Here is a 20,386-nt window from a genome sequence, read left to right on the forward strand (position 1 = left end):
ATGAACTACTGGGAAGAACGCTATCAAAAAGGAGAAACGGGTTGGGATGCAGGTTCTATTACAACTCCTCTAAAAGAGTATATTGACCAATTAACAGATAAAAATCTAAAAATTTTAATTCCAGGCGCCGGAAATGGTTATGAATTTGACTATTTAATTGAAAACGGATTTCAAAATGTGCATGTGATTGATATTGCCGAAACTCCTTTAAATAATATCAAAATTAGAAAACCAGAATTCACTTCTCATTTAATCCATTCCGATTTTTTTGCCTTGGATATGACTTTCGATTTAATCTTAGAACAAACATTTTTCTGCGCTTTACCGCCCGAAATGCGTCCGCAATATGTTGAAAAAATGGCTTCACTTTTAAATCCGAATGGAAAATTAGCTGGACTATTATTTGACTTCCCATTAACAACAGAAGGTCCGCCATTTGGAGGTTCTGTGACCGAATATTTGAATCTATTTTCGGATAAATTCAATATAAAAACCTTTGAAAAAGCACATAATTCGATAAAGCCACGAGAAAATAAAGAACTCTTTTTTATCTTTGAAGTCAAATAACAACACACATGGAAAATATAATTTTAACGCACGAAGAAATTAAACACAAAACCAAACGAATTGCTTACCAAATTTACGAAACCTTTGTTAATGAAGAGGAAGTAATTTTGGCTGGAATTGCAAATAACGGCTATATTTTTGCTCAAAAAGTTGCTGCAGAATTGGCACTGATTTCCGATTTAAAAGTGACACTTTGTGAAGTTAAAATCAATAAACAAAAACCACAAGATGTTGTAACTACTTCCCTATCTTCAGAATATTATCAAAATAAAGCTTTGATTTTAATTGATGATGTTTTGAGTTCTGGAACTACCTTAATTTATGGAGTAAAACACTTTTTAGAAGTACCATTAAGCAAATTTAAAACAGCAGTTTTGGTTGACAGAAATCATAAAAAATACCCTGTAAAGGCTGATTTTAAAGGATTATCATTGTCGACTTCCTTACAAGAACATATTCAAGTGGTTTTTGAAGAAAGTAATTCGTATGCTTATTTAAGCTAACAAAGCATTTATTTCATTAACTATCTGCTCGACCGACTTATCATCTACGGTAACAATTTTCGTTGCCTGATGATAATAAAAGTTTCGGTCGAATAAATGTTTATTGATAAAATCTTTCAAACTAACCTCATCTTGATTGTGAAGTAAAGGACGTTGGGCTTTCTCTTTCATCAATCGACTTACCAATGTTTCAACTGAAGCTTTTAAATAAACAGAAAACACATCCTCATGAAGTAATAATTCATGATTATTGTAATAACAAGGTGTTCCGCCACCTAAACTTAAAACAAAGTCACTTTCTTTTGCCAAAAAAGTTTTCAGAATTTCATTTTCTTTTTTACGAAAATAAATTTCACCTTTGGAGTTAAACAATTCAGCAATTGAAATTTGAGTTTCTTTTTCTATTTCTTGGTCTAAATCATAAAAAGGAATTTGCAGCTTCTCTGCTAAAAAAGCACCTATTACCGACTTACCACAACCCATGTAACCTAATAACATTATTTTCATAAATAAATAATCCCTTATAAATTAAAGGGTTAAGAAATTAATTATAAAAAAAGACAAATTTATAAGAAATTCCCATTGCAAAATAAATAAATGTTTATATATTTGCACCCGCATTCAAGGAAATAAAATGACTTGGTAGCTCAGCTGGTAGAGCACATCACTTTTAATGATGGGGTCCTGGGTTCGAATCCCAGCCAGGTCACTACATAAAACTTATTTCTTGAACGCACCGACTTGGTAGCTCAGCTGGTAGAGCACATCACTTTTAATGATGGGGTCCTGGGTTCGAATCCCAGCCAGGTCACAGAAAATACTAAAGACGTTGCATAGCAACGTCTTTGTTGTTTTAAGGCCAAGTGGAGAAACGGTAGACTCGCCATCTTGAGGGGGTGGTGCTCGTAAGGGCGTGAGGGTTCAAATCCCTCCTTGGTCACTATAATACTATTTTAAACCTTATTTTTATTGGTTTTTTTATTTTTAGGGGAGTAAAAAGGGGACTATTTTTTACTTAGTCTTATTAGTTTTTGGAAGAATATATTTTTTAGAAATGCAAAGTAATTTTAAAAGGAAATTAAATCACTTCTGTTGCCTTATAAAATTGTTAAACAACAAATTGTCAATTTGTATTTAAAAAAGCTCTAAAACGGGTTTAAATCACTTTAAATCTAATTTATTATTAATTAATCAATTACTACCCAACCAGCATTTTTATATTTTTCAATATTACCTTTTACATTTTCTTCTAAAGCTGCAAAACACAGCAAATGAGTTGGACGAGAAAAACCAACATACATCATTTTCAATGCTTCTTTACCAAATGCATCTTTTTCACCAGCATTTTTTCCTTTATTTTTTTCGCCAACAATAAAATTATGATCCTTATTTGTTAAAACATTTATTATTTGAGTCTTTTGGGACTCATAATTATTTTTAAAAGTTTCAATGTACATTGTGGCACAATGTGTTTGTCCTTTTACAGAATGAATAGTTGCTATATCTATACTAATATCTTCTTCTTTAATTATTTCTTTTACTGGTTTTACTTCCTTTTCAAAATTTAAAATAAATAATTGAGTTGCTGGTTTTAAACTCTCATTTAATTCAAACCATTCTCTGAATTCAGTGTTAATAAATTCTTTTATTGAATTAAAAACAGCTTCATAGTTTTTCTTTGTAACTAGATCAAAACACCATTTAAATAATTTTTCTTTAAATACCTCATAAGCCAAAGGGTGTTTTTCTTCCAATTGTAAACTTTGAATATGTTTTATCATTTCACTTTTAGAATATCTTCTTTCAACTTCTTTCCCTCTGACAATTGTCTTATACTTTTCATTTTCTAGTAATAAAATATAAATCAAAGCATTAAGAATAGATTTTCTAACCGCTTCAAGTGTTTTTTTATTTTCATCAAATAATTGAAGATGTTTACTCAAAGTAGAAAAATCCTCTTTTTTTGCCTTAGATTCTTTAGAATATTCAGGAAAAACATCTTGTAAGCGAATGTTTTCGTTGTCTTCTTTTTTCTCATCCCAAACTGCTGACCAACCAATTATTTTAAAACCGTTTTCTTTGTTTTTTTCGCAATGATGTAAATTATGTTTGTTTATTAATTCTTTGAATTTATCCTTTAACAAATGCTTTGTTTCGTGGCTAAAAACAATTAGATGTGGTTTTATTCCTTCTTCTCCTTTACTTTCGACAATAAATTTAGGAATTCCTGCTTTATCTTTTTTTGAGTCCAAAATAAACCTATTAACTAAATTTGAATTCAATTTTGTTAAGCGATTAGAACCTTTCAGGAAAAGAGGTTTTCTCTCTTTCCAATCACATTCTATTTTTACTTTTTTTGAATTAGAATTATAGATTGCTTGATTAGGGTCTCCTATTCTTTGAATAATTGTTTTAGAATTATTTTCATTGAAAATATTTTCAATAATATCAATTTGATATTTTTCTAAATCCTGCATTTCATCAACAAATACATATTTGAATCGTCTCTGAAGTATTGATTTGATCGCTGGAAATTTGGAAATATAATAATTAGAAATCTCAAAAGAATCAAAATATTTTAATGAACCATTAAACTTTAATTCATCAAATATTATTTTTAATTCTTTACCCGAATCTGTGCTAAATTTTAATTTATTTTTCCAAGTTTTTGGGAAATCATTAGAATGGAAACATTCATTCTGCTCATCATACTTAATAATTTTTATTATATCAATATAATTTTTTATTTCAGTTGATAATGATTTTAAAAAATCATTAAAATCAAAAAGAATTTTTTTTTCTTCATAAGACAGTGTTGAAGATTTAATTTTATTATAATTTTCTTTTATACTACCAAAAACATTATTTTTATCAATAACACCTAAATCTTTATATTTTAATATTAAATCATCTGTATCATCTATCCCTTTTAGCTTAAGAAATTGTTTTGTGATTATATTGTTTTTAGTTTTTAATATATTAGATAAATTACCAAATATTTTGCTGTCTTTCTGATAGAATACTTTTTTCGAAATATATTCATTTATTAAATCATCATCATTTTTTGATATGTAAGAGCCATATTTTTCAAAACAACCTTGATTTGCCAAATACTTATTTACAAAAGTTTGAATTGTCCCCACAAAATTCGGATTTTCAAAAAGATGTGGACAATGTTTTTTAAGTTTCTTTTCTATTTCATCAACTGCATTATTTGTATGCGACAAAACTAAAATTCCTGAACCATCATTAAAAGGCATTTGCTTTGACAAACAATATAATTTAGCCAATAAAGCTGTTGTTTTGCCGCTTCCTGGAACGGCTAATAAATCACAAGTATCAAGATTAGTAATAAATTCAATTCTTTCATCATCAAAATTATTACCTCCAATTAATAGTTTTGCAGCTTCTTTTATATGCTCAGGATTAATTTCAATTTTCATAACTGCAGGCGTGTTTTATGGCATCAACTAAATATTTGATGTATTCATCTTTTTCATCTATTATTAGATTTTCATCCTCTTCTATTTTTTGTGCTAAATCAGTTGCAATTTTTACCTTATCCAATTTTGAAGAGCTAATTTTCTTTAGCATTGGAATAAATTCATCGAAATTATTTTTAAAAATTGTTGGATGTACTTTTTTTAATGACTCTTTAAAATTTTCTGATAAACAAATTGACTTAAACAAACACCATTCTAAAGTCCATTCTTTTGCTAATTCTAATTCTACATTAGTTTTATTAAGCTCTTTTTTTAACTGCTCTAAGTTTTCATATTTTGTTTTAAGTTTACCATCTAATTTATCAAGTTCAATAAAACTTCCATCTTCTTCAGGTCTATTGTCTAAATCTGTCACAATACTAACAGGGATATTCATTTTCTCGTCTCGATTTCTTCTTAAAAATATTTTGGCAAAATGTAAATAGGCAATAGAAGCCACATTTACAATAGAAACTTCTTTTTTAGTTAAATCAAATCCTAACTTATTTGCTAAAGCAGGAATGAGAATTTCTTCTGACCAACCTTCAACAATAATTATTCCTTTAGCAAAAAATAAATTTGATTTTGTAACATCTAAAAAGCGTTCTAAATAAATATAGTCTTTAGGCTCCAATTTTGTTTTTCCTTCACCCATTGGAAAAACATTATTGTCTTTGCAAATCATTAAAGATTTCAAAGGAACTTTTGAAGCAATATTTGGGCTATGTGTTGTTAGTATATATTGAATGGTTTCCTCGCCTTCCTTTTCTTTCAATGCATTAATAATTTTCATTTGAGCTTGAGGATGTAAATGCGCTTCTAATTCTTCAATCATGCATAATCTTAATCCATCCCAATTTTCCTTTTTCAGATGGAGCAACTCGGCCGACATATAAAGTCGATTCATTGTTCCTAATCCTAAATTTGTTTCTTTATCAATTCCTAAAGATATTTTTTCAAGGATATTTTTAATTTCTGCATTTCCGAGAGAAAAAATAGATTCGTATTTGTTATCAATAAATTTCTTCAAGAATTCATCTATTTTGTCTTTTATCTCTTCTTTATTACTGTTGGATAAATCTTCAATTTTATTTTCATCCTTAAACCAATTCTCAATCTCTTCATTGATTTTTTTAAATTTTTCTACAAAAAAATGCTCTTCATTATTCTTGCCTTTTTTGAACAATTTATGTTCTTGAAGAATTTGAGATAAACGAGAATTTTTTTTTGAAGTTAAGTCAGCGTTTGCATCTCTCAAGGCTTTAAGATATGTACATTTTAAATAATCTCTTGCTTCTGCATTAATTGGATAACCAATATCATCCATTCCTGCTTTAATATCAGTAGGTAAGATTTTACCTTCTTTATCCTTACTTACATCATAAATTAAACGTAAAATAGGAATGTCAATTCCATTTTCTTTTGTCCAACCTAGCCATTCAATAAAATTTTTAGCTTCGTTATCTTTTAATCCTCTGAATTCTATTTCAATTCGCAAACGACTTTCATTTTTATAGAAATCTTCATTTTCTACTTTTATCCATTCGTAAGCATGAGTCTTTAAAACCAATTTTATGGCATCAATTATTGCTGTTTTACCAGAATCATTTTCACCTATTAAAACATTTAGCCCCCTAGTAAAAGGAACAATTAAATCAGCGTTTTTTAAATCAAATGGGCTGTGCGAGCCATATTTTCTAAAATTCCAAAGTCTTAATTCTGATATATACATTTTTAAAGTTTTAAAAAATAAAATAACTAATAATTAACAATGGAGGACTTACTATTAAAAGGGAATACCATCCATAACAAATCCATATGTATTTTATTTTAATAATTATTGAATCTTTGTCTGTTAATTCTTTAAAATAGCCTCTTTGAGTTTTCTTAAAATTTTGATAATCAATCGGATGATGATTTTCATATTTTGCTAAAATGACCTGATATTCTTCAGATAATTCTTTACAAAAATTATAAATCTCATTTTCATTTGGATTAGTTTTCAAAGTTTTGAAAATTCTTAACTTATTATAAAGCACACTTAATTCTAATCCGCAATCATGAAAATTTTTTGCTTTAAGTTTATAATCTTGACTATTCTCATATTGAGCTAAAACTAATTGAATAATTGAAAGAGCGGTTATTAAATAATTTATCAAATTTAAATTTTCATCATTTTTATTGAGATTATAGACAGCAATTAATCCCGCTATAATCAAATATGCTGACAGTATTGAAAAACTAATATTTGACATTTTTGAAATAACCGTTAATCTTTTGTCTGCTTGAAATCGAGCTCCTTTTGTAGACCAAATTTTATAACTTAACTCTTCTAAAAAACTTTTTTCAAGATATTCTTTTGAACCTGTAAAAATTCCTTTTTTTTCTTCCATTCTTTATTCTTTTTTTCTTATCCTTCTTCTCATTCACAAATACTTCTCATACAATTCAAAAAAAAACTGCATCATTTATCTAAATTTATAGTATAATTCCCAAACATAACCAAAAAATAACACCCTTACAACCCGTAAAAATACCTGATTTTCAAACCAGGTATTTTTACGGGGGTAGCTTCAGGAGCTAAGGTAAATAAAGGGATTGATAAAATTTTACGGATATACGTATTTGGAAATTTAAAATTTACTTCCGCAGATTAAATCAATTTTAGTGTTTTGATAAAAATGTACTTAAGGGAAAGAAAATTGAAGCAATTCAGTTTTAAAACTAACCTTGCATTGAAATTGAGAAACTATCTCTTCAAACTAAAATGTCCTTTTACTATTCGTCCATCTTCTAACTGAACTGAATACCAATAATCTGATGATGGCATTTGATTTCCATTAAAAGTTCCATCCCAACCTAGACTTAATGGACTAAATTGATTTAATAACTTACCATAACGATCAAAAATATAAATGATGGTTTTGGCATTAAAACGACTATTTATCCCTTTTATGTTCCAACAATCATTATATCCATCTCCATTTGGTGTGAAATAATTTGGAATTCCTAATACACTAATCTCTTTTGAAACACTTCCACATCCTTTCTTGTCTCTAACAAAAACGGTGTAAACACCAGATGGAACATTTATAAAATAATTTGAATCTTGATAATTTTCGTTATCCAAGCTAAACTCATAATCTCCTAATCCTGAGATTAAAATAGTAACCGTGTTTTCGTTTGTTAAATCTATAATTTGAACGTTTTGAATCGTAGCAATATTAGAAGCTGCAACTGTAATTGTTCTGGTTCTTATACAGCCGTTTGAATTGGTTACTTTAACTGTATAAATTCCTTCTATATTTACTGTTAATCTATAACCTGTTGCTCCGCTGATAGCGTTATTGTTCAAATACCATTGATAGCTAAAATTTGAAATTGTAGTCTCATCTATCAAACCTGCATTGAGTTCTTTTGTAAACAAAGGGTTATCGCTACAAATTAATTCATCTCCAAACAATTCAATTTCAGGAACTGGATTAACAATTAAAGGAATAGTTAAATACGCTTTACAAGTTGTATTTAATAGATTTATAACTTCAACACGGATATTTTGTGTTGCACTTAAAAATGGGTTTGGTAATGGACTTGAAAGTGAATTACCATTTGCGTCGAAATAATTCACTAGCATTCCAGTTTGTGTTCCTAAAATCGTGTTTTGAAAACTACTTGTGTCAAAAGGATAGATACCATCTTGATTAACTGGATTAGTTTCATCATCACAAACAGTAGTTAAACTTGTTGGAATTGCAAAAGCTTTGGGTAAATCATCTACTTTAAAAGTAATAGTTGATTCATAAAAACACGCTGATATGGTATTATTGGTAGCTCTAACTCGTATTGTTTGTGAAGTTGTATTAAAAGGGTTTGGCAACGGACTTGGTAATGGATTATTATTCGCATCCCAATAACTCAACACAACATTAGTTAGTCCGTTTAAAACATCGGATTGTATATTAGTTGTGTTAAAAGCATAAAATCCATCGTGATTATCATCACACTGGTTGTAGGTTTTTGGTTGAATAATTGGAATTCGTTCTACATGTAATGTTATGTGATGTCCCAAACCAATACACTCATTATTCAATTGGCTATCGACACGAACGTAAATATTTTGCGCATTTGAATACCCAATATTGGTATAATTTGAAATATCGGTTATAGCATTTTGTTCTGCTAATGCATCTGCAATATTTCTATAATAAGTTATATCTAACAATTGTCCGCTGGGATATTGTGAAGCGATTTGTGCATTGGCACCACTGAAATTAAAAGTAGCAATTCCATCGGTGTTTGAACCTGAAGCTACATCATCACAAACATAAAAATGTTCTTGTATAGAATTTGATATTTGAGTGGTTGAAACAGTTAAATTAATTTGTGCTGTACTATAACACCCCATATCATTTTCCACTCTTACATAAACCACATCGTTACTTACTATTTGATTTGTATGTGCGATTGGATTTGGAATTGTTATTAAAGCATTGTCAGCGTCGCTTTGCGTTAAATGATAGGTAAAAGTTAAATCTGAAGTATTTGATACTAATGCTTGTTCTATCTGTTTTAAATTAAAAGCACTAAAACCATCATTGTTATCATCACATTGTTTTAATGATATAACATTACTAATTAAAGCGGGTCTTGGATGTATCGTGATGTTTCTTGTGTTAGTTCCTGTTCCTTGTGGCGTTGAAACGGTTACACTAACCGTATAATTACCGGGACTTGTATAAATATGTGAAGGATTTAATGCGGTTGAAGTATTTCCGTCACCAAAATTCCAAGTAGAAGATAAAACCGTTTGGTTTGTTGAAAAAGAAAAACTTGAACTTTGTCCTTCACAATTTGAGGATAAATTTATTGAAGGAGTATAAAAAAAAGATTGTGAAAAAGAAGGCAAACCTGCTTTGGATCTTCTACCACCTAAATTTAGCGAAAACTGTTGTAAATTACAACCAGTTCCCAAAATATTAGGATTTTCTATTACTGATAATGAATTCGAAAGATCATGAGCTATGTATATTTTTCCATCGGGTCCTAACTGTAATGATTGTGGATGAAAAGAAAATGAAAAATGAAAATCAATTCTTGATGCTGCGATGTCTGTTGCTGTTAAATCAAATTGAGATATGAAATAATTCAAACTTTTACTTGAATACAAAACCTCTCCGTTAGGCGAAAATTCAATTCCATAAACTGCTTGAGTAATAAATGCCCCTTGATCATTAATAAGTGTTATTGGGTTTGATAATTGACCCGTTGCGTTATTAAAATCAAGAATTTGTAAAGTATTCAATAAAAAATGTGCTACGGCTACTTTGTTACCAGCTGGGGAAAACTTCATATGTCCCATAGAATGATCTGCATCATTATTTGGCACAAAAGTCCCGACATTAGAAACTATAGGTGTTCCAACAATACCCGCCGATGTAAGAAGATGTGTATAAAATGTATTCCCAGGAAAACCATGTGTTACAATCCAATAATCGGTATTGTTAGCATGTTTAACCACTGAAATTTTTTCACATGTTGGTGTGTAAACTAAAACATTCTTTTCAGCAGTAACTCCTCCTAAACCACCATCTAAAGTTAAATCAATAACACTGTAAGTAAAACCATTTGCATAACCTCCTCTATCTATGGCAAAAACATAAAACAAATTTGGGTTTCCTGGTTTTGGAACAATTGTTGCTGATTGTGTAGTAGAATCATGACCTAACAAACCTGTTCCATTAAGCATTACTTGATGATTTCTATTCCAAACAGTTATACCATTTGTATAAAACAATAACTGCCCTAAATTATTAGATAAAACAGCACAGCCCTCTAATGTATTCATTTGACTGTTTAATAAAGGAACTGGACTACCACTATTAAAATCTAAACCAGCATTTTCTCCAAAATACCAAATGTTGGCTTCTCCTTGAGAAAAAGCCAACATTGGAAGCAATAAAAATATTTTTACAATATTTTTTAAAAATAACATTTACCTAATTTTATTTTTGATTTCTCACAAAAGAATACAACTTATAACGCATTACACATTTAAAATTTCATCTTTTATATACCTTATTTTCTAAAAAGTGTAACCAACCCCTAACTGAAACAAACGATTTTTAGTTGAAAGTGTTTCATAAGTATAACTAAAAGCACTACTGTCTGATGGTGAAAGACCCATATAATATCTAGCATTAACAGATATTTTATCGTTAATATGATAACCACCGCCAAAATTTACACCAAAAACAACAGGTTTATAGTAATCTTTTAAATTTTTACCGTTTTCAACTATGGTTGATGTATCGTTTATATAATTGTTCTTCACTACCACATCTCCTTTTGCTGATAAAAGAAAATCAAAATAAGGACCTGCTTCTATAAAAACTTTTTTTACAACAAAAAACTGAAAATTTAATGGAACACTTAAATAATTTAAGCGATTATCAGCTTCAATTAGTCTATATTCATAATCCACCTTTTGATTTGCACCTTGCATAGAGAAAAGTAATTCAGGCTGAAAAGCAAATTTTTTACCCATTGGAATATTTGTAAAAAGACCTAAATGTATACCTGTTTTACTACTAGAGGTAGCGTCATATTCTTCCTCTAAAATTACAGACGACAAGTTTAAACCTCCTTTAACTCCAAACTTTACTTTTGATGGTTTGTCTTGGGCATTACTTACTAAAAATGTAGCTAAAAAGGCTACGGCTAAAATTATTTTTTTCATGGTTATTGTTTTTTATTTTGTTAAAGCCCCACACGAAAGGATTCGTGAGGGAGCGGGGGATAAAAATTTTAAAAATCGCCTAATTCAAATTTTAACGTATCATTATTCTTAATTATATAAAAATATTTTTCATTTTTAAATTTATATATAACATATGGTGGTTTAATATCCGTTATAAAGGGCTCAAAAAAATAATCATCTGATTTAATATCAGGTTCTCCATAATCTTCTATCCATTTTGGAAAACTATCTTTGTAAATTAAGAAACAATTACTAAATAGAGTATATTTTTTGTTTAAAGTTAATATACCTCTATTTATTGTAACCGATTCAATTGTATCAGCCGTAATTTCGTCCTCTACTTTAATAAAGCCTTGTATTTTTTCTTGGTGAAGACAACCTGTCAATAATAATATTAAAAATAATATAAAAAACTTAATTAATCTTTCCATGGTGTTGTTCTTGAAGTTGTACCATAATTTAAATTTATATCGGCAGCTGTTGCACTTACCCCTACTCCTCCAGATAAACCGAAACCTATCACATATTTTCCACCTCCTAATGGAGCATAGATGCCTGTAACACCAACACCAATTCCTACATCAATTCCAAAATTCAATTCGTATCGTTGACCAAGAAATACATTATGTTTAAAATTACTAGGCCCTGAATAATATAATTTTGTAATACTAATGTTTGCAGATGCAGAAGCTAAAGTACCTCCAACACCTATATCGTCATATTGATAAAATTGACCTTTATCTAAACCTCTTAACATATAAAGCCCTCCTTTTTCTAGTTTAACTACTCCTCCAATACCTGCATTAGCATTTCCCGAAACTGCAATAGCATCAGGACCAAACAAATGTCTATATTGACCAGTAACTGCATAAGCTGCAATATCAATTGCCCCACTTGTCAGCGATGTTTTTAATAATGATGAAAAGTACTTTTTATAATCTATTTTTCTTTTTGGACGTGGATCATGCAACGTATGATTCAGTCCACTCACAATCATTCCTGTTACTGCCCCTTGCCAAAAGTTACCTCCACTAATGGCGGCTCCAGCTCCTCCACTAATTGTACCAAAAAACATAGTACCTGCTGTGCCTGGGTTTGCACCGCCTAAGCCTTCAATCATCTTACGACTCATAGTATAATCGCCATTATCAACAATGTGCTCACCACCCTGCCACAAACTACTCATAACACTACTTAAACTACCTGAGGCAAAACCTGTCCAAAACTTACCTCCTTGTATAGCCGTTAAAGTACCTTGTGTTGAGCCATGGGCAATTGCTTGCACTGTGGCTCTTACATATAAATTTTTTATACCCGAAACTATATCTCCTATTCCATATGCTATACCAGCACTTACCGATGTGGTTACAACAGTTGTAGCTATACCTCTAAACGTAATAGGCCTGTCATTTATTACAGCATCGCCAAAATAAACAGCAAGCGCAACTGCCATTGAAATAGCAAATGAAACACCAAAATCCTCACCACTAATATCAGAATATTTTAGTGGGTTATTTAAACAATAACCATAACGATTGTAGTTTTGAGTATTATAAGGCTCTTGTACTTTACTATCAGGCTGTAAAAAGCGGTGTAACATAGGATCGTATATACGACCATTCATGTTAATTAAACCAACACTTTCTAAATGCTCGTGTCCTGTATAACCTCTATCAAAGAACGTTAATTTTGCTAATGTATTACCTGATGCATCTTGAACTTTTGACAGTAATCCCCAAGGATCAAATTGACGCTTTTCGATAAGTGTCCCTGTAGCATTTGAAATAGCAAGAATTGTTCCTTGATAATCGCGATGCAAATAAAACAAACCACCTGTTGGAGTTGTAGCTGTACCTATATAAGTATTCTTAACTACAATATCTGAACTATAAGCGTTTCCTCCTACAAAAGTAATAATTTCTACACTACTTGGGACTGTAAAATTGTTATTTGTAAAATTAGCGGTTACCTCCATACTTCCGTCGGCACTGTAATAACGACGAAAGGGTCTTAACGTTTTATTTGAATTTGTATTTCCCCAATACATCATACTTCTTTGTTCAGAAATATTATAAGATATGTTTAAGATATCCTTATTTGGAATAGCAATACGATATGGAGAACTAAACATATTGTAATCAATTTCTTGATTACCTACAGTACTTGTTGCATAGTAACTTTGCCCCTGAGAACTTAATTTTACTTTGCTATTTTGATAGGGCTTATTTTGAATTTCATATTTGTATTCTCCTAAAACATTTTGTGTAATACGACCTTTATTATCATATACTTGATTTAAACTTGGAATTTTGTCAATTCTTAAATTATCTACATAGAAGGTAGCGTTAGGAATAACAATACCTCCACCATTTGAAGATTCGGGACTAGCAGGATTAATACTAAAACGAAATTTTAAAATAGGATTAGGCACTAAATTGCTTACTGTGTAAGTAAAATCTAAATTACCATTTTCAAAAGAGCCAACTTCATATTCAGCATAGTTATTAGGATCGCTTGGGTCTATCTCAAGTATGGTAACTTGAGTTATTACTCCGTACGAACCTGATTTATTTGAAATTGCTGCTCTAATTCTTAATTGTTCACCAGATTCAAAAGTATATGACAAATTTCTTTGAGCTGCTATAGGCAATTCAGTCTCAGAAGGCGCTTTTAAAATTACCTTCATTGTTCCTGAAACATTGGAGACACTACCTTTAGTACTTCCTCCTAAAAAAGTAAATCCGTCGGTTGTTGTGTTGAATGGTAAATTTAACAACATTGTTGAAACACCATTCCACTTTGTTAATCTATCTAAACTATCATATTCAAAATATTCTTTACTATCAAAAAGACTATTATATCTATTCATTAAATTACCTAAAATAGGCTCAAATTGATTATTTAATGTCATAAAATTAGTAGTCCCTTTATCATGTTTCTGTTGAGATAAATATCCATAAGAATCAAATGTGTTACTTATGTTTATACCATTCCCAAATTGAGCCGTGGTTAATTGACCTCTAGAATTAACATCATTAGCTTGCCAAATAACTGTAGCGCCATCTTTTAATTGCCATTTGGCACCATTTTTATATGTATAATTAATCGATTTTGTACTTGTTTTACCATAACTCAAAGCAGTTGTTGTTTCAGAACTTACTCTACCAAAATTATCAAAAGTAAACGACTTAGTAAAAGTAGCAACTGGACTTGAAGATCCAACTTCATACAGTTTTTCAACACTTTGATTGATTTGTTTCGTGGCAGAATCATAAGTATAGTCATATGAACTATTTCCATCAATTGGATTTGTAATGGATAGATTTGTCAGCCATTTATTAGTAGCATCGTAAGTATATGTTGCCGTCATATTAGTAGCATCAGAAGTTGTTAAACCAGCTAATGTCTTAGTTGCAACTCTACCGCCGTTATCATAAGTATAAGAAGTACTCCCTTTTGGTGTAGTTTCTGTTTTTATTTTTCCAAAAGCATCGTAAGAATAAGTGTATATTCCCGCTGACGTATCTTCCAATCTTGATTTTCTGCCCCAAGCATCGTATTCAATTTTAGTTAAAATACCTTCATATTCAGATTCTAATAAATTTCCATTGGCATCATATTTATAATTTATTATACCTCCAGGTTCATCAATAGCTTTATACACTAAACCATTAGCATCTAAATATTTAGTTTTGCTCATTAAAGGCTCATTTGCAGTTACAATACTACCTGTAGAATTGCTATCATAAATGGTGTTAACAATTTTCCCTGTATGGGCTGTTGATTTTATGGGTCTAGAAAGTAAATCATATTCAATTGTACTCCATTGTGACGGACTTGATGTACTTGAATATGGTTCACTAACTCTATATTTTCTACCTAAAGCATCGTATTCTGTTTTAATGTAATTCCAATTTCCGTTTAAATCTTTACTTCCTTTTCTAATTTCTCTAGCCAATTCATCTTGTTCTACAATACTTGCACTACCATCGTCACCAGTTTCAAGTGTAGTGAATATGTTTCCATTTTTGGAATACGTATATACGATGCTCTTCCCTAAGAAATCGGTAATTTGAGTATTCTTACCCCATTTATCATATACATATGTAGTAGTTTGCCCTAAAGCATTTGTTGAAGAAGTAACTAAACCATAAATTGGGTCAAAACTATTATTTGTTACGGTTAAATTATCATTTACATTTTTTGTTGTTTTAATAAAACGGTTAGTTGTATCATAAGTAAATTCAGTAACTATTGGAACAACAGCATTTACTGAAGTGGTTCCTTGAGCACTCATCGTTTTTTTACTCATTAAACCATTAGGAAAATATTCAAATTCTTCAACCAATTTTTCAGCTGAACCATTAAATGTTTTTTCGGTTTTAATTAAATTATTGTTATTATAAAATAACTTTTCAGAAGAAACTTGAGTATTTGAGTTATCTGAACTATTATTAGAAATAGTGTTTATAAATAATTTATTTGTTGAAATATACTCCTTTGGCCTTCCGATATAATAATTAGCTCCTACCCCAGATGTATTATTATCATAAAGTGTTTCTATTAAATTAGTTCCTTGAATATTTGTAAGGCTAGCAGTTGAAAGACTTCTAGTCAAAGTCTTATTTTCAAGATAATAACCATCTGTGCTATACTCATATATAACATCTTTAATTGTACCTGAAATAAAATCAGTGTTTTTCTCGTATGTTTTTAATAATACGTAAGGATAAGTCCCAACTGCATTTAATTGTTGAAAATTAAAAACCTGCTGATTAATTAATGAAGTTGCAGGAGGTGTTGAATTTAAAAATAAAAAGCTCGTTGTATTTGATGGCTTAAATGTTGAAGCTGAAACTAATGCTCCTCTCTTGGTAGGATCAATTACAGATTCAACCCAAATTCTGTCATCACTTTCGTTTAAGAACCAATTAGTTCTTGCCACTTTTTTAAAACCAACAAGTCCTATACCTATAACATCAAAAGTTAAACCATTGTATTTAAACAATTGGTGTTTAGTTAATCCACCGCTAGTATTTATTAATTTACTAACCGCATTATAACTTGTCATTTGTTTAAACTCAACTAAAGGATAATTATATTGGTTACTAGAAGAATAAAAATTACTTGAATTTCCTAATCCACCTGAAGGGAGTGTTAATTTACTGTAAAAAATTTCATCAACAATTGCATTATTTGATTGTGTTACTTTTTTCAAAAGATTATCTTGGGTATAATCTTTCTCTATATCTAAATACTGTAATTGTCCATACCATCTTAAAACAACTATATCTGAATTAAACTTATCATGTCTTCCATTTCCAACATAATCCAAATTTGCTACAATTGGAAGAGGTAATCCAGGATCTTGATTATGATGATCACTTGATACAAATTGCTGATTAAATTGACCATTAAAACCTAAGTTATTAATATAAGCTTCATAGCGCCACTTAGTATCCCAATCTTTGTCATCCCAAAATGGTTCAGGTTGATATTTACTCATCCAGATTCTAACCAAATCTGTTTTCCCATCTTTATTTACATCAATTGCATAATATTGATTAAAATAAAATTGAGTCTCATAATAGGTCTCTGAATTTGTCCAATATTCAACTATATTTTTTGATGTTTTTTCAAAAAGTTCACCATTATTTAACTTAGGGTTACTCAAATAAATATGCCATAAATCACAATCTTTACATCCTTTATCATCTGAATTAGGTAACATTATGTCGGTTTTACCATCTCCATTATAATCACCAAATAAAATTTGTTTTCTAATTGTATAATCCGATACCCTACCAGCACCAATAACTTCTAATTCAATGTTTTGAAGAATAGAATCAACTTTAAAAGAAAACACTTTATAAGTACCGTCAGTTTTGATTGCTATTAAATCCGATCTACCATCTGCATTAAAATCAGCTACATAAAATTTTGAAGTTATTAAAAAATCTAAATGTGGAGATTGAATTGTATAATTTCCTATCGTATTAGATAATGCGGGATTATTTGTATTCAAATCAACAAATCTAACTTCATTAACATTAATAATTTCAGTTAATGGTTTGCACAAAGGATTACTTTCATTAACTGGAATATCTAATTCATAATCACTGTAAAGATCACCACTACTTGGATCAATTACATTAAAGAGTAATCTTTCATTAAAATTTATAATTAGAAAATCAGAAATCGAATCCCCATTAAAATCGCCCTCAAGATATTTTGTATGTGCTTTTTTTATTTGAGTTAAATTATTACATCTGGAATTTGGATTTGGAATAATATTACCATTTGCATCTTCCATTTCAGGATAACAATAATCAAAGCATTCTGAAATTTGATTATTTATTTCAATATTTTTTGTATTTATTAGTTCTAAACTAAGTCCATTTAGACTATAAGTTTTTAAACTAATTGAGCTTAAATTTTCTTCAACTTTAAGTATTTGATTACCTTGCTTTAACTTATTATTTTCTAAAGTTGTAATAGCGAATGTTCTACCTTTAAAAAGTGAAATGGGAAGATTGATAACATTATCAAAAATAGTAAAATTATTAGAAAATAAATTCAAATAGATTTTGTCTTTATTTGTAAAATCTAACCTACCATCTCCATCAAAATCTCCAGAAACAATGTGTTTAAAATCTGATGAAAACTCACCCCCATAATAACCATTGTTTTCGATTGCACTATAATTTGTTTGATTATATTCAAACAATATTGGATTTGAAGGTTCATTATTAGAATTAAACTCTTGAACTTGCGTAACCCTCTGATAACCATTAGAATCTTGAGAATGAGAAATTTCATATCTCTTGAATAAAATATCATTTGTAAAAACCTCAACTTTTTCTAAAATCTTACTTGTTTTTACTTCTAATTCTTTAATGTATAGAGACTCTTGTCTTAAAGCTGTATTATATGTAAATACAATTTTATTTAGAGGATTTGGATTTGATATAATGTTAGCGCTAAAACGAATTTCACTAATTGCAATTGAATTAAAAGAACTATTGTAATGATACGTGATAAAATTACCATCTATATCTTCAAATCTTGTAATATAATATGTTGTTAAATCAGTAGCCTGTTGCCCACCATAATTTCCATACCAACATCTAGAACCATCAGGAGCTGTTACAATAAAATACATACTAGAACCACTACCAATTAATTCAATTTTGGCATTACTCTGTACTTCTGTTTCATAAATGGAACCAGATTGCCAATACGTACCCGACTTTAACATTAAATACTGTCCATCCAATGATAATTTATCATTTTGATCAAAATCAACCCCATCTCTATAACCTTCTATATCAAATCTACTAGCTACTCTTGAAATTGAAGAAATTGAATAAATACCCCAACCTTGACCTGCTAACCCAGAAACTCCACTGCTTGAGTAAGTCAAATTTATAGTTGGACCTACACTTTTTATACTTGGTGGCATTGCAATGGGAATATTAAAACTTGCCTGACCTCCATTATTTATTTGCAATTTTCCTTGTGTATCGTGATAATTCTGAGCTACTACAAAATTTATAAATAAACTGAATATTATAAGTAATCTAGATCTCATATGACTAATTTTTAATTATTTTAATTGATTTTTGATCACCATTTACATAATTTATTTGAACAAGATAAGTTCCTATTGGGAAATCTATAAAAGAAAGTATTATGGAATTTTCATTAAAAGAAGTGACCTTTTTTAAACATTGCCCAGAAACTCCATATATTTCAACTAAATTAACATTATTATCATCAATCAAATCCCAATGAATAAACAATTCATCTCTTACTGGATTTGGGTAATATGATATAATATCATTTGGGAAAAATTTTTTCAAATCTTTTTCTGTTAAATCTTGAAACTCTTTAATTGGCTCTGAACTTTGTTTATTTCCAGTTGAATTATAAACTCTTGTAATTTGATTTCCAGCAACATCATAAGTAAATGTTACTGTTTGACCCCATGAAAAAAGAGGAAAAAGTATTAATAAAAACAAAAATGATTTCATAAATAATAAAAATTTGAATGTTGATTTTCTTTAAAAAACTAAGCGAAATTCTAACAATTCAAACTAACTGCAAAGCAAATTTTAACATTTAACCAAATGTATACCTGAGGTATAATTATTGTTAAAATTTAAATATAACCACGAGATTTGGCTTCTTTAAGAATGTTTTCATCCTCTTTAAGATTAAAGGATTGCTTTATTTTGGAGATTCTTTTTTTAATAGTTATTTCAGAAACTGACAGTTCATCTGCAATTTCACTAATTTTATAACCAATGGATAAAAAATGAAGTATTAGTCTATTTTTCTCATTAATAAAAACTTCATTTTCCCATATTTCTTCTAGTTGTTTAACGACAAAATTACTTCTGAATTTATTGCCTAATAAAACTGTTTCTGTAATGTTCAAAAAAACTTTTCCGTTTACATCTGTTTTAGTTGCAATTCCATCAGGAGAAACATTTTGAACTATATCAAACAAAACAACATTCTCTAAAATAGAGGTTAAAATTATAGTCTTACAATTTGGAAAAGCCTTTTTTAAATATTTACATACATCGCCACCATTTAAAATATCTTTTTCATGATAAATTGGCATCGAATAATCAATAATAGCTAAATTAATGTTTGTGTTTAATTCTAGAGCTTTATTAATTTTTAAATAGGCATCCTTGCATGAATTTGCTTCAATGTAGTTAATATTTTCCCCTAATACATTTGAAAAAGAAAGTATCATCTTATAACCGTCAATAGTCATCTGATGATCGTCTGCAATAAAAATATTCAAAATCTAAAAATTTATAAGTTAATACAATTAATTGTATTTTTAGGGATAATACAATAATAGTAATATTTATTTAAATTTCAATAAAATTCCTTCAATTTTGATTTTAAACATATCAAATAATAACATTTGAACTTCGTAAAATAATCTAAAACCCTTTTTGCGACCTTCGGGAGCAAAAACGAGATTGCCTTTTTGTCTGCAAATTCGGAGAAATTTGTGGACACAAAGGCACATCTCGATAAGTTAGACCGTTAAAGGA

Annotated in this window: 12 protein-coding genes and 3 tRNA genes; 5 read left to right on the forward strand and 10 right to left on the reverse strand. The window is 29.4% G+C overall.

What is annotated here, in order from left to right:
• Together IM755_RS11885 and IM755_RS11890 are read left to right on the forward strand one after the other, a co-directional pair.
• Nucleotides 1-567 carry a methyltransferase domain-containing protein gene (locus tag IM755_RS11885; RefSeq protein ID WP_194097140.1) on the forward strand — a complete coding sequence of 189 codons (567 nt, stop codon included), beginning with the start codon at nucleotides 1-3 and terminating at the stop codon, nucleotides 565-567.
• Between the two features lie 8 nt (nucleotides 568-575).
• The gene (locus IM755_RS11890; RefSeq protein WP_194097142.1) at nucleotides 576-1,070 is read left to right on the forward strand and encodes a phosphoribosyltransferase family protein; all 495 of its coding nucleotides are present in this window, start codon (nucleotides 576-578) and stop codon (nucleotides 1,068-1,070) included.
• Here the strand turns inward: IM755_RS11890 and IM755_RS11895 are convergent.
• Nucleotides 1,062-1,577, reverse strand: a complete 516-nt coding sequence (locus IM755_RS11895; protein ID WP_194097144.1) for a shikimate kinase — start codon at nucleotides 1,575-1,577, stop codon at nucleotides 1,062-1,064. The genes IM755_RS11890 and IM755_RS11895 overlap by 9 nt on opposite strands.
• A gap of 129 nt (nucleotides 1,578-1,706) precedes the next feature.
• On the opposite strand from IM755_RS11895, the gene IM755_RS11900 reads away from it, so the two are divergent.
• The 3 genes from IM755_RS11900 (at nucleotide 1,707) to IM755_RS11910 (ending at nucleotide 2,010) form a co-directional block, all read left to right on the forward strand.
• Nucleotides 1,707-1,779 (forward strand) — tRNA-Lys (locus IM755_RS11900).
• Nucleotides 1,780-1,808: 29 nt separating this feature from the next.
• Nucleotides 1,809-1,881: transfer RNA gene (locus IM755_RS11905), tRNA-Lys, on the forward strand.
• A 46-nt stretch (nucleotides 1,882-1,927) separates the two neighbouring features.
• Nucleotides 1,928-2,010, forward strand: a tRNA-Leu gene (locus IM755_RS11910).
• 247 nt (nucleotides 2,011-2,257) lie between these two features.
• On the opposite strand, the gene IM755_RS11915 is transcribed toward IM755_RS11910, so the two are convergent.
• From IM755_RS11915 to IM755_RS11955, 9 genes are all read right to left on the reverse strand, one after another.
• Nucleotides 2,258-4,513, reverse strand: a complete 2,256-nt coding sequence (locus tag IM755_RS11915; protein WP_194097146.1) for a UvrD-helicase domain-containing protein — start codon at nucleotides 4,511-4,513, stop codon at nucleotides 2,258-2,260.
• On the reverse strand, nucleotides 4,503-6,284 hold the full coding sequence (locus IM755_RS11920) for an ATP-dependent nuclease (RefSeq protein WP_194097148.1): 1,782 nt from the start codon (nucleotides 6,282-6,284) through the stop codon (nucleotides 4,503-4,505). Before IM755_RS11920 ends, IM755_RS11915 begins: the two co-directional genes overlap by 11 nt.
• Before the next feature lie 10 nt (nucleotides 6,285-6,294).
• The gene (locus IM755_RS11925) at nucleotides 6,295-6,945 is read right to left on the reverse strand and encodes an SLATT domain-containing protein (protein WP_194097150.1); all 651 of its coding nucleotides are present in this window, start codon (nucleotides 6,943-6,945) and stop codon (nucleotides 6,295-6,297) included.
• A gap of 356 nt (nucleotides 6,946-7,301) precedes the next feature.
• Nucleotides 7,302-10,544 carry a T9SS type B sorting domain-containing protein gene (locus IM755_RS12865; protein ID WP_194097152.1) on the reverse strand — a complete coding sequence of 1,081 codons (3,243 nt, stop codon included), beginning with the start codon at nucleotides 10,542-10,544 and terminating at the stop codon, nucleotides 7,302-7,304.
• Between the two features lie 90 nt (nucleotides 10,545-10,634).
• Nucleotides 10,635-11,288 carry a porin family protein gene (locus IM755_RS11935; RefSeq protein WP_194097154.1) on the reverse strand — a complete coding sequence of 218 codons (654 nt, stop codon included), beginning with the start codon at nucleotides 11,286-11,288 and terminating at the stop codon, nucleotides 10,635-10,637.
• 68 nt (nucleotides 11,289-11,356) lie between these two features.
• A complete protein-coding gene (locus IM755_RS11940) occupies nucleotides 11,357-11,740 on the reverse strand; it encodes a hypothetical protein (protein WP_194097157.1) in 384 nt (127 codons plus the stop codon).
• A complete protein-coding gene (locus IM755_RS11945; protein WP_194097159.1) occupies nucleotides 11,728-18,900 on the reverse strand; it encodes an RHS repeat-associated core domain-containing protein in 7,173 nt (2,390 codons plus the stop codon). The genes IM755_RS11940 and IM755_RS11945 overlap by 13 nt, the downstream gene beginning before the upstream one ends.
• 4 nt (nucleotides 18,901-18,904) lie before the next feature.
• Nucleotides 18,905-19,342 (reverse strand): T9SS type A sorting domain-containing protein, encoded by a 438-nt coding sequence (locus tag IM755_RS11950; RefSeq protein ID WP_194097161.1) that lies wholly within the window; start codon nucleotides 19,340-19,342, stop codon nucleotides 18,905-18,907.
• A gap of 128 nt (nucleotides 19,343-19,470) precedes the next feature.
• Nucleotides 19,471-20,127 (reverse strand): helix-turn-helix domain-containing protein, encoded by a 657-nt coding sequence (locus tag IM755_RS11955; protein WP_194097163.1) that lies wholly within the window; start codon nucleotides 20,125-20,127, stop codon nucleotides 19,471-19,473.
• Between the last annotated feature and the right edge of the window lie 259 nt (nucleotides 20,128-20,386).

The organism is Flavobacterium proteolyticum, assembly GCF_015223105.1.
GTDB classification, from domain to species: Bacteria; Bacteroidota; Bacteroidia; order Flavobacteriales; family Flavobacteriaceae; genus Flavobacterium; species Flavobacterium proteolyticum.